At 44.7% G+C, this 11717-nt stretch carries 9 protein-coding genes; 3 read left to right on the top strand and 6 right to left on the bottom strand.

All coding sequences use genetic code 11. The features are described from left to right. Nucleotides 1-193: 193 nt before the first annotated feature. Both AAFH98_RS03680 and aat read left to right on the top strand, forming a co-directional pair. Entirely contained in the window at nt 194-2659 is a 2466-nt protein-coding gene (locus AAFH98_RS03680) for a zinc-dependent metalloprotease (protein WP_342521323.1), read from the top strand. A gap of 265 nt (nt 2660-2924) precedes the next feature. Beyond that, nucleotides 2925-3518 (top strand): leucyl/phenylalanyl-tRNA--protein transferase, encoded by a 594-nt coding sequence (aat, locus tag AAFH98_RS03675; RefSeq protein WP_342521322.1) that lies wholly within the window; start codon nt 2925-2927, stop codon nt 3516-3518. 96 nt (nt 3519-3614) lie between these two features. Here the strand turns inward: aat and dxs are convergent, their stop codons facing one another. From dxs to AAFH98_RS03660, 3 genes are all read right to left on the bottom strand, one after another. Continuing rightward, nucleotides 3615-5537, bottom strand: coding sequence for a 1-deoxy-D-xylulose-5-phosphate synthase (gene dxs, locus AAFH98_RS03670; protein ID WP_342521321.1), 1923 nt, complete (start codon nt 5535-5537; stop codon nt 3615-3617). Between the two features lie 6 nt (nt 5538-5543). Then, nucleotides 5544-5762 (bottom strand): exodeoxyribonuclease VII small subunit, encoded by a 219-nt coding sequence (gene xseB, locus AAFH98_RS03665; RefSeq protein ID WP_342521320.1) that lies wholly within the window; start codon nt 5760-5762, stop codon nt 5544-5546. A 101-nt stretch (nt 5763-5863) separates the two neighbouring features. Then, a complete protein-coding gene (locus tag AAFH98_RS03660; RefSeq protein WP_342521319.1) occupies nt 5864-8275 on the bottom strand; it encodes a DNA internalization-related competence protein ComEC/Rec2 in 2412 nt (803 codons plus the stop codon). A 135-nt stretch (nt 8276-8410) separates the two neighbouring features. Between AAFH98_RS03660 and AAFH98_RS03655 the strand changes: the two genes are divergently transcribed. Then, nucleotides 8411-9445: an isoaspartyl peptidase/L-asparaginase family protein gene (locus AAFH98_RS03655; RefSeq protein WP_342521318.1), complete on the top strand. Its 1035-nt coding sequence runs from the start codon at nt 8411-8413 to the stop codon at nt 9443-9445. 61 nt (nt 9446-9506) lie between these two features. Here AAFH98_RS03655 and AAFH98_RS03650 read toward each other — a convergent pair whose 3' ends face one another. From AAFH98_RS03650 to AAFH98_RS03640, 3 genes are all read right to left on the bottom strand, one after another. After that, nucleotides 9507-10283, bottom strand: a complete 777-nt coding sequence (locus tag AAFH98_RS03650; RefSeq protein ID WP_342521317.1) for a hypothetical protein — start codon at nt 10281-10283, stop codon at nt 9507-9509. Between the two features lie 118 nt (nt 10284-10401). Further along, on the bottom strand, nt 10402-10809 hold the full coding sequence (locus AAFH98_RS03645; protein ID WP_342521316.1) for a TonB family protein: 408 nt from the start codon (nt 10807-10809) through the stop codon (nt 10402-10404). Nucleotides 10810-10821: 12 nt separating this feature from the next. After that, nucleotides 10822-11658, bottom strand: a complete 837-nt coding sequence (locus AAFH98_RS03640; RefSeq protein WP_342521315.1) for a purine-nucleoside phosphorylase — start codon at nt 11656-11658, stop codon at nt 10822-10824. Nucleotides 11659-11717: the final 59 nt, after the last annotated feature.

The following is an 11717-nucleotide window of genomic DNA, read 5'->3' as shown; positions in this document are numbered from 1 at the left end:
CATAATTCCCTACTTATGAAGGGGGCAGGGTGGTTGTTTTTATTTTTGTTCTCAAACCTGTAGTTGCCTGACCTTCTGAAGGATTGGCCAACTTGCAAATATACTTTTTAAAACTTGTATCTTGGTTTTAATCTTTTCTCGAAAACCAGTTACTTACCAACGGTTTTTTAACTCCCAATAAAATAGTGCACCGATGAAGCGACTTTCTGTTTTCTTATTTACACTTCTATTTATAACAGCAACCGGTTTTTCCCAAGATCTTCCTTCCATTAGCAAGGAAACGCAAGGACTTGAAAAGGAGGAGGGATTTTTCACCTATTACTGGGATGATTCCAGTGGGAAGATTTGGCTGGAGATCGACAAGTTTAATACGGAGTTTCTGTATGTTAATTCGCTTGCCGCAGGAGTTGGCTCGAATGATATTGGACTCGATCGTAATCAGCTGGGCGACGATCGAATCGTAAAATTTGAGCGTCGTGGCCCCAAGGTCCTGATGGTACAGCCAAACTATTCGTATCGGGCCATCACCGATAATCCCAAAGAACAAGAGTCGGTGCGTGATGCTTTTGCGCAATCAGTGTTGTGGGGATTTGAGGTTGCGGCACAGGAAGGAGATCGCGTGCTTGTTGATGCTACCGATTTTCTAATGCGGGATGCCCACGGCGTCAGTGAGCGGTTACAACGCAGTAACGAAGGAAACTTTAGTGTAGATAACAGTCGCTCGGCTTTGTATCGCGAGGCAACGATGAACTTCCCCAAAAATACAGAATTCGAAGCTACGCTTACGTTTACGGGCAGTAATCCCGGCGGACAAGTTCGCTCGGTAACCCCTACATCTGATGCAATCACTGTTCGTCAACACCACTCATTTGTGGAGCTGCCGGATGATGATTTTAAGCCCCGAACGTTTGATCCTCGTGCGGGATATTTTGGCATCAGCTACCAGGATTACAGCACGCCGGTTGGAGAATCGCTCACCAAACGATTTATCACCAAGCATCGGCTTAAGAAGAAAAATCCAGCTGCGGAGATGAGTGAGCCTGTTGAGCCTATTGTTTATTATTTAGACCCGGGAACGCCTGAGCCTATTCGTGGTGCACTGCTGGATGGTGCCCGTTGGTGGAATGAGGCTTTTGAGGCGGCAGGTTATCAGGATGCGTTTCGCGTAGAGGTGTTGCCAGATAGTGCTCACCCCATGGACGTGCGCTATAATATGATTAACTGGGTGCACCGGTCAACGCGTGGCTGGTCGTACGGTTCGTCAGTGGTGGATCCGCGGACGGGAGAAATCATCAAGGGTCACGTGCTACTGGGATCGCTGCGCGTGCGACAGGATTATTTAATTGCTGAGGGATTGTTATCCCCATATAAAGAGGGAGCAAGTTTTGAGAAATATGATCCCATGCTGGAGATGGCGCTGGCACGAATTCGCCAGCTTTCTGCACACGAAGTTGGTCACACTATTGGTCTCGCACACAATTTTGCGGCCAGCACCAACAATCGTGCTTCGGTTATGGATTATCCGGCTCCCAAAGTGAATATTACTCAAGATAGTACACTGGACCTGTCTGATGCCTATGATACGGGCATTGGCGAATGGGATAAGGTGGCCGTTGAATATGGGTATAAGGATGTTTCGGGTCTGCCAAGTAAAGAGGCCGCGCTAAATAATGTGCTTGAAGGTGCGATAGATGATGGGTTGCTTTTTATCTCAGATTCGGATGCACGTCCCGCAGGAGGAGCTCATCCTAAAGCTCACCTCTGGGATAACGGCGAAGATGCGGTCGATCAGCTGCATCATATTATGGATGTGCGGGATATTGCCTTGCAGAACTTTTCGGAATCAAATATACCACAAGGTACCCCAATGGCTAAGCTGGAAGATGCCTTGGTGCCTATCTACTTATTTCACCGTTACCAAATTGACGGTACGGTTAAATTAATTGGTGGACAAAATTACAGTTACAACCTTCGTGGAGATAGTCAGGTCGGTCCTGAACCAGTACCGGATTCTACCCAGCGGGCTGCTTTGGATGCTATGCTCAAAACGCTGTCTGCGGAACAGCTGACCATGCCCGAACGCATTGTGGAACTAATACCACCACGTCCCATAGGCTATTATGATTCCCGTGAATTGTTTAACAGTCATACCGATCCTACGTTTGATCCGTTGAGTGCAGCGGAAACAGCGGCAGCAATGTCCGCAGAATTATTGTTCAATACCGAACGGGCAGCCCGGTTAGTACAGTCAGAAGCGCACAATGCAGATAACCTGGGCCTTGGTGATATGTTGGATACCTTAATTGATCGGACTTGGAAGCAGCCGGTTGCTGATGGGTATAAAGGAGCTGTTCAAAATACGGTTAATCACGTTGTTTTATACCAGATGATGAATTTAGCTGCGGATGATCAGGCGTCATCACAAGTACGTGCCGTTACCAATTTTAAGCTTGAAGCGTTGCGTGAGTGGATGCGTGAAGAGGCCGAAAATCGAGCAGAAAAAGAACAGCGCATCGCATCTCTTTTATATGGATATCGTACGTTGCAGCAGTTTAAAGACGAGGGAGAAATGTTTATGCCCACCGAGCCGTTGACTCCACCACCGGGGTCGCCCATTGGATCTGATGAGCTCGGGTTTATGCAGTGTAGTTTTAGGTAGGCCGATCAATCCTCCTGCCCTACTTGTCCAAGGAGGAACTCCTGAATAAGAGATTTAATTCTAAAATTAATTAGCCTGGAAATCTCTCTTGGAGAAGAGGCATTTAGGGAGGTTGAAAATTATATAAGTTGTTTGTGTTCTGTAGCCGAGCTATGGAAAGAGATAGAGTTTAAATATTATGGGACTTGGTTTTGGTTACGTAGTTTTGCTGCGTAACCTTACTTTTTAGTGCAAACTTTAGGTTTTGTAAGTAATCAGATAATAGATGCTCACTCCAGAAGAATTATTAAACGCCTATGCCAACGGTATTTTCCCGATGGCCGATTCACGGGATGATCCTGAAGCTAAATGGTATAGCTCAAGTCGACGTGGCATAATACCACTGGATGAATTTCATGTCTCTTCTAACGTGCAGCGGATCGTTCGTAATCAGCACTATCACATCAAATTTGATTATAACTTTCGTCAGGTGATGGAAGCCTGCGCTGATCGGGATTCAACGTGGATATCCCATGAAATTATCGAGTCGTATTGCCGTTTGCATGAGTTGGGTCATGCGCATTCGGTGAGTGTTTGGGATCAAAAATGGGAGCTGGTTGGCGGGCAGTATGGCGTTTCACTGGGTGCAGCCTTTTTTGGAGAATCCCTGTTTGGTTGGGCCAAAGAAGCCTCGAAAGTGGCACTGTATTGGACTCACCAGGCATTGCTACAAGGTGGCTTTGAGCTTTGGGATACGCAATTTTGGACGGAGCACCTGGCACAGTTTGGGTGTATTGAAATATCGGCCGAGGAGTATGAAAAGCGGTTAAAAAAGGCTCTCAAAAAAGAGGCTGAGTTTAGTGTTGCGCATAAGAAGTAAAAAAGATGCGCATTAACTAATTGGTTAATGCTTATGTTTTTGGCAAAACATAAGCATATTTTACTCAATTGATGCGCATCAATTTAAAAAGCAATACTAAGCCTTCAGAGATGCCGATTCATGCACTTCGCGTATTTTTTTCTTAATGCCTTCCGGATCAAGTCCAACCTCGTGATGAAGTTCCTCTTGCGTACCGTGTTCTACGATACGGTCAGGTACACCCATAATGGTTGTGGGAATGTGATGCGGTTTATCAGCAAGATATTCCGCAACGGCACTGCCGAATCCGCCCAGACGAGTGCCATCTTCGATGGTGATAATACGCTCGTAGGTATGACAGATTTCGTCAATCAGATCGGTATCCAGCGGTTTGGCAAACCGCATGTTAAAGTGTCCTACTTTAATGCCTTCTTCGGCCAAATCATCAGCGGCTTCCATCACGTAGTTGCCAAATGGACCAAAACTCAAGATTGCAATTTCGTCGCCATCACGCAGTTTTTGTCCCTTCCCTATTTCCATATCCTTAAAGCCTTCAGGATAATCCATGCCGGTCGCACGTCCACGGGGGTAGCGAATGGCCCAAGCGCAGTCATCATATTTTGAGGCCGTATACATCATATCACGAAGTTCTTCCTCATTCATCGGTGAAGAAACAATCATGTTAGGTACGCTGCGGAGATACGAAATGTCATACAGCCCGTGGTGTGTAGGACCATCGGCACCGACTAACCCAGCACGATCAATACAGAAGACGACTGGCAGCTTTTGAATGGCTACATCGTGAATTACCTGATCGTATGCGCGCTGCAAGAAGGTGGAATAGATAGCTGCAAACGCTTTTTTGCCTTCGGCCGCTAATCCCGCTGCAAAGGTGATGGAATGCTGTTCGGCAATGCCGACATCAAAAGCGCGGTCGGGATACTTGTTCATCAGTGGCCACAGGCTTGACCCGCTGGGCATGGCTGGAGTAATACCTACGATATCTTCATTCTCATCCGCAAGCTCTACCACCGCTTCCCCAAAAACGTGCTGGTACTTTGGTGGTTTTGGAGTAGTATCAGGGTCGATCTGCTTACCGGTAATTTTATCGAAGGGACTACTTTGGGCATGCCATTTCGTTTGTTCCCGTTCGGCCGGAGCAAACCCTTTTCCCTTAACGGTAACGGCATGCAATAATTTGGGACCCGGGATGTCTTTTAGGTCTTCCAAATGTCGACGCATAGCATCCACATTGTGTCCGTCAACGGGACCATAGTATTTAAAGCCTAATGCCTGGAAGAGGCCACCGGGCGTGATGGCCGTAGAAATCGCTTTTTCCAGTTTTGAGGCCATCGTGCGCATTTTTTCACCAGCTGATTTAAAATGGCCCAGCATGTCATAAATCTCGTCACGCAGTTTGTTAAATGTTTTACTGGTCGTAATTTCGGTGAGATATTCTTTCATGGCTCCCACATTGGGGTCAATCGACATGTTATTGTCATTGAGGATGACCAAGATATCCGAATTCATAACCCCGGCATTATTCATCGCTTCATAAGCAAGTCCGCCGGTCATGGCGCCATCTCCAATAACCGAAACCACTTTTTTATCACTTTCATCTAAATCACGAGAGACGGCCATGCCAAGACCTGCTGAAATAGAGGTGCTGGAATGTCCAACACCAAAAGTGTCATATTTACTTTCACTTCGCTTTGGAAAACCCGAAAGTCCACCGTATTTGCGGTTTGTGTGAAAATTATCACGCCGCCCGGTAAGTATTTTATGTCCGTATGCCTGGTGTCCCACATCCCAAAGCAGCAGATCTTTGGGCGTATTGTAGACATAGTGCAGGGCTACAGTCATTTCTACCGTTCCCAAACTGGCACCAAAGTGTCCGCCATGAATCGAGACGATATCGATAATAAAATCCCGGAGCTCATCACAGACATCTACCAATTGCTCTGGACCGAGCTTTTTGAGATCATCGGGCGAATCAATTTCTGCTAAGAGTGGACCGGGCGTTACTTTTTCAAATTCCATAATTGATTATTTCTTTTCATTATCATCGGCATGCTGGTCGGCTACTTTTTGGATGCGCAGCTCTGCCTCTTCAAGTGTTTCTGTGCAAATTTTGGAGAGTTTTATTCCTTCTTCGTACAGATCAATCGATTCTTCAAGAGAAATAGATTCGTCTTCAAGCTGATTTACAACTTCTTCCAGTCTTTTTAAAGCTTCTTCGAAGCTCGGACGTTCCTTTTCGGACATAAATAGTGCAGTAATAAGGTCATTAAATTCTTAAACCATATAAATAAAAAGTTTTACTCATCAGATTCCAACTCTTTTTATCGTTGTAAAGTTTCTCAAAATTATTTCCGGTATATTTGAGACCCATCTGAAACAAAAGTTAAAGCTTTATCTAAGCTTGTAAAGTAAAGCGTAGGTATATATTGATGCAATCTCTGCGTTGCTTTTTGGTGCGGATGGCCAAATCGATTTTGTTTTGCCAGTGATACCATTCCGATATCTGGTGAAGCTAATTCCAAGAGCTCATAACCCGAACTGGTTTTACTTCCATGGTGACCTACTTTTAGAAAGTTTGTATTGAGCAACTTGGGAAAGTTCTTCGTTAGGTTATGTTCTTGCTGCTCTTCGGCATCACCCATAAATAGGAATTCGGTTTCCCCGTAAACCAGTTCGAGCACCAGTGATCTGTTATTGACGTTGGCTGATGAGTTTGAAGGTTCAGGGCCATAAACAAAAAGTCGTAATGTGGGGTCGATGTTCACCTGATCGCCGGCCGTAAGTGCTTTAATGGGGATATTCTTTTGGACAGCTTTCTTGCGATATGAGCTGTATAAGTTGGAATCGTAATGCGTCCCCGAATTGTAGATAGTGTCTACTGGGATGGCATCTATGATTTCCAGAATGCCGCCGATGTGATCAGCGTGCGGATGGGATAAAAATACCGCATCCAGCTTGTCTATGCCTTCTTCTTTAAGATGCGGGATGATGATATATTTCGCACTGTTGTAATCGGGCTGCCATCGTCCGACATCAATCAGAAAGTGTTTGTTGCTGGGCGTTGAAACGAGCGCAGCGTCACCCTGTCCGACGTCGAAAAATGTTACTTGTAATGGTGCTGGTTTTATTTTTTTGATGAGTTGGTTGCTTTGATGTAGGCAGCAGGCTATTAAAAAGACAATGAGCATCTTCCAGCGCATTTTTGGAATGGGGAGCGATGCAATAAGGAAAATGGCAGTAATCCACATCCCAAAAAATAGCAGGCTATCAATGTGGATTTGTACCCAGCTCCAGGGAAGGGTTGCGGTATAATCCACAAAGCGATTAAGCCACTGCAGGAATAAATCGATAGGGTAATTGAGCGTTTGGGCTGCAGTTGGAGAAAATGGATAAATGAGTAGCAGAAGCAGCGCCAAAGGCACGGCAACCCCAAGAAAGGGAATGACGAAGGCATTAGCCAGCGGACCAATGAGGGAAAATTCACCAAAGTAGTAGGCTAATAAAGGAAAGAGTCCTACTTGCACAAGAAAGGAAATGATGATAATCATGATCGGTTCGCCGTACCATTTGAAACGAATCCAATTGGGTAACCCCCGCTGAATAACGGGTGCGGTGAGCAGGATGATATAAACAGCGCCAAAGGAGAGTTGGAATCCGATGGAAAAGAGGTCGGAGGGATTGATAAGTAAAATTATGAGTGCTGCCACAGCCGTCAGGTTTTTGGAGTCACGAACCTTATGGAAGAGTTTGCCGTAGGCTAATAACATGCCTACGAGTGAGGCACGGGTAACGGAGGCCGAAAAGTCAGTTAGCCCTGCGTAAATAAGTAGCACAAAGCCAAGAAGGGTAATGCCTATCTGTTTACCGTATTTAATGGTCCAAAAGAAGGGGATAACGAACCAAAAAGGAAGTAAAAGAAATCCTACGTGCAGGCCCGAGACAGCCATGATATGGGAAAGTCCGGCGCGGGAGAATGAGATCTTTTCTTCTCGAGCGAGCTCGTTTTTATATCCGATGAGTAGCGCCTTGGCCAGTGATGAGGTTTGTTGGCTAAAATTGTGATCGATGGCATTAAGAACGTGTTTGCGCAGGTAGCTCCAGCGCCAAGGATTACTATTTACTTTGATGGAAGTTATTTCTTTGATACCTACCTGGCTGTAGATGTTTTGAGAGGCTAAATACTGTTTGTAGTCAAACTGAGACGGGTTACGTTTTTCTTCTAATGGATACACGGTAGCCGTAAAGGTGATGCGATTTCCTAACGTCAACGCATTCGGAATAGACAAATCATCGGGATTTAAAACTGCTCGCAAGTTATATGACTTATCCCAGCTTAATTTATCTGGGAAAACCGTGGAATCTACACTCACATCTACCTGCAGTTTGCCGGTGCTGGTTTGTTTGACCTGTTGGATATTGCCCGAAAAGGTGAGTTCATGCCATGTATAAGTGTTGATCACTTGCGCGTGATTGGGCGCTGAGCGATAATCCCAAAGGGAATGCCAGGTGCCCCCAAAACAAATGATAAGAGCTAAGTAGGAGAGTATAGCTGTATTATAAATTTTATTGCCCAGCAACCGGTGGTAGATCAGTTCGGCCGTTAGGTATGTAAGTCCACAAATGCCGAACAGTACCAGCCAGATAGAGATAGAAACATCAAGCTGATAGTCTGCAATAATGCCTGCTATCAACAGCAGTGCTAATCGTACGGCAGGGTACGAGGCAAAGGGAAATTGATATGTCTGATGAATACTCACATTAGTATGATCGGTGAGAGTGCAAAACCTTACACCTATTAAATATTGTTACAAAGTATTCTCAGACTTTGAAGTGGGGATTGTGGTGCTTATAATTTTGCGGACACAAACTTCAATAAATATAGTATGGGGATTATGAAAAAAGTTATTGGATTATTGGTGGTTGCTGTGGTAGCGATTGGCTGTATGCAACCGGGGGTACAGCAGGACCAGCAGAAAAAAGAGTGGGCCATAGCACTACATGGTGGTGCAGGTGCAATTTCTGAAGATCGTCCCGATTCAGTGAAGCAGGCCTATTTTAATGATTTGGATGAGGCTCTTACGATCGGTGAAGATATTTTGGCTGATGGCGGTTCTGCGGAAGATGCCGTCGAGAAGGTGATTAATTATTTGGAGGATAACCCCAAGTTTAATGCGGGCAAAGGTGCTGTTTTTACGCATGATGGTGAGCACGAGCTTGACGCTGCTTTTATGGTAGGAAATACGCGCGAAGCCGGTACTATAACGGGAGTTAAGACGGTAAAAAATCCTATTACGCTGGCTCGCAAGGTGATGGAGACATCCGAGCATGTGATGTTTGCCACAGAAGGTGCTGAACGATATGCTGATAAGGTTGGTGTTGAGCGGGTAGAACAGGATTACTTTTATACGGAATCGCGATATGAAGCACTGCAACGTGCTCTTGAACAAGAGAAAGAAGATAATACCGAGCAGTCCAGCTTGATCCCCCAAGAAGATAAAACGGCGCTTTATGCCGATGGGGAAAAGTTTGGTACCGTTGGAGCTGTTGCGGTGGATAAAAATGGACAAATTGTGGCAGGTACTTCTACCGGAGGTATGACGAACAAGAAGTTTGGTCGCGTTGGTGATGTGCCTATTATTGGCAGTGGCACGTACGCAAGTGATGTTGTGGCGGTTTCCATGACCGGCTGGGGCGAAAAAATTATGCGGGCGGTATCAGGACATACGGTTAGCTCGTATATGAAATATAAACCGGCTACTCTTGAAGAAGCCGGAGATTATTTGTTAAATGATGTGCTAAATCCCGGTGAGGCTGGTATGATTGCTGTTGATAAGTATGGCAATATCTATACGGATATGAATACGAATGGAATGTTTCGGGGAAGCTCTGACTCGGAAGGAAATCGAGAAGTAGCTATCTGGGACTAAATTGTCAGGTGTTGGAGTACGAAAATGTGTAAATCAAAAACACTTTCGTTCTTCAACACTTTTATATCCCATTGTAAAACTGTTCGCGTAGCTCTTGGATGTAAATCCCAATGTCGTTTCTGAGTGTGAACAGTTGTTCGTGGAAGTAGAAATACTGTTTTTTAGTGATAAACGAGCTGCCTTTTAAATCCCGTTGTAAAATAGTAAGGGCATCATTGGCGCAATAAAGAGATTTTTTGGTGTAGGCAATATTTCCGCCTAAGAAATCTCGGTCAAACCCAAAGGAATAACCACCGGCAATTTTTGCTCCAATTTTAAGCACATTGCCGATAAATTCATTGACGTTGATGGTGATATATTTAGGATTGATGGTTTCGGCCCACTGCAATATGGAAGCGGCAAGCATGCGGGAGTTGTTGTAAACATACAGGGTGTCAATGGAACCGGTATTTGACATAGCAAAGTCTTCACTTAGTTCTTTCCACTCTTCCCCCTCATCAAAATCATCGTAGTCGTCATCCAAGAAGAAATCTTCTTCAAGATCATCAAACAAAAAGTCTTCCCATTCTTCTTCGCTATCATCCTCATCGTCAATCTCCTCATCATCTTCTCCCGGGAAATAGGCTTCGTCGATCAGAAGTTCTTCCTCGATAAAGGCATCTACGGCATCAAACTCATCGGAATTTTCCTGCAGGAGTTTAAGCCATCGGGGGATATTGCCAGAGTGTTCCTGGATAATAAATTTCCGAAGGTGAGTACTTCGACGTTCAATATCATTGAGGTGAGTTTCCCACTGGTGCTCATCCCAAATATCATCGTTAAAATCACCGTAAAACATAGAGTTAGAGGATTGGGTGATGTTTATAAGTAGCTTCCCCTTGTAGAAAGCTCATGTAAATTTAACGCTTTTTGAGATAAAATTGGTACAAATAATTTTGTTATACCCACAAAATGTTTTAAAACGTGAATTGGATAGGTAAGGTCACAAACATATCTACTTCTTTCCCATCTCGTTTTCCGGGTACAAACCGTACCTTACGTATGGCTTTTTCGGCTGCTGCTTTTAGTTCGGGATATTTGTCTTTGTTAAAAGAAATACGATTAACATTGCCTTCAGCATCAATGAGCACATTTGCTTCGAGCATAATTTTTGTACCATCTGCGTAAAGATGAGCAGGATACCTTAACTGTTGGTGCAATGCATCTAACCCACCAATAATGGCAGGGGTAGTTTCTGTTACTACTTTGATATTCTCTTTTGTTACTTCAGGGGGAGACTGTGTATTTTTAGAGCTACTACAGCCGTACACAAAAATAACGGTTGAGAAAAAACAGCAGGCTATCGTAAACCAAAAGGTGCGCATGTAAAAATAGGGTTATAGTTTTTCCAAGACCCCAATGATAACTTCAGTCATCTTGGGCTCGGCTTCTCCGGCTGCTTCTAATACATCTTCAATATCTACTGGTTCAAGGGCATCGGGAAAGCACTCATCAGTAATTACTGAAATGCCCAGCACATCCATGCCCATGTGCACCGCTGAGATTACTTCGGGGACGGTACTCATCCCTACTACATCGGCGCCGATATTACGGAGGAAGCGATATTCTGCTTTCGTTTCCATTGTGGGACCGCTGAGCGCTAAATAAACTCCTTCGTGCATTTTAATACTTTTCTCTAATGCAACTTCTTCGGCGACATTCCGCAGTCGTTCGGTGTAAGGGTCGCTCATATCCGGGAAGCGGGGCCCGAGTTCATCATCGTTGGGCCCAATAAGTGGGTTATCTCCGAGCATGTTGATATGATCGTTGATGAGCATAATTTCGCCGCGAGAAAAGTTTGGGTTCATCCCTCCACAGGCATTACTCACAAGAAGTGTTTCGGTTCCGAGAGCATGAAGAACACGGAGAGGAAAGGCAATTTCTTGCATGCTGTATCCCTCGTAATAATGAAAGCGTCCTTGCATGGCCACTACTTTTTTTCCACTTAGAGATCCAAAAAGAAGTCGGCCGGCATGACTTTCTACCGTAGATACCGGGAAGTGAGGAATATCATCATAAGATACGCTATCAACGATGTCAATGGCATCTGCTAACTTACCAAGACCAGTACCCAAAATAATTAAATAATTAGGTTTTTCGTCTGTAGCACCTTGTATAAAAGAAAGGGCCTCTTTTCGCTTTTTTCGAAATTCTTCTACGGTTTCTCGTTGCATGGATACAAAAATCTGGTTGGATTAAGATCGATTACAGAAAATATAAAAACCCACTCGAG

The organism is Fodinibius sp. Rm-B-1B1-1 (assembly GCF_038594945.1).
GTDB classification, from domain to species: Bacteria; Bacteroidota; Rhodothermia; order Balneolales; family Balneolaceae; genus Fodinibius; species Fodinibius alkaliphilus.
The sequence above is the reverse complement of the archived record's forward strand: the minus strand, read 5'-3'. Positions and strand labels throughout refer to the sequence as shown.

Excerpts from the sequence above, each read along its gene's own strand:
- xseB (WP_342521320.1), bottom strand. The coding sequence starts at position 5,762 with ATGTCCGAAAAGGAACGTCCGAGCTTCGAAGAAGCTTTAAAAAGACTG.
- AAFH98_RS03640 (WP_342521315.1), bottom strand. The coding sequence starts at position 11,658 with ATGCAACGAGAAACCGTAGAAGAATTTCGAAAAAAGCGAAAAGAGGCC.
- dxs (WP_342521321.1), bottom strand. The coding sequence starts at position 5,537 with ATGGAATTTGAAAAAGTAACGCCCGGTCCACTCTTAGCAGAAATTGAT.
- AAFH98_RS03650 (WP_342521317.1), bottom strand. The coding sequence starts at position 10,283 with ATGTTTTACGGTGATTTTAACGATGATATTTGGGATGAGCACCAGTGG.
- AAFH98_RS03680 (WP_342521323.1), top strand. The coding sequence starts at position 194 with ATGAAGCGACTTTCTGTTTTCTTATTTACACTTCTATTTATAACAGCA.
- AAFH98_RS03655 (WP_342521318.1), top strand. The coding sequence starts at position 8,411 with ATGAAAAAAGTTATTGGATTATTGGTGGTTGCTGTGGTAGCGATTGGC.
- AAFH98_RS03645 (WP_342521316.1), bottom strand. The coding sequence starts at position 10,809 with ATGCGCACCTTTTGGTTTACGATAGCCTGCTGTTTTTTCTCAACCGTT.
- aat (WP_342521322.1), top strand. The coding sequence starts at position 2,925 with ATGCTCACTCCAGAAGAATTATTAAACGCCTATGCCAACGGTATTTTC.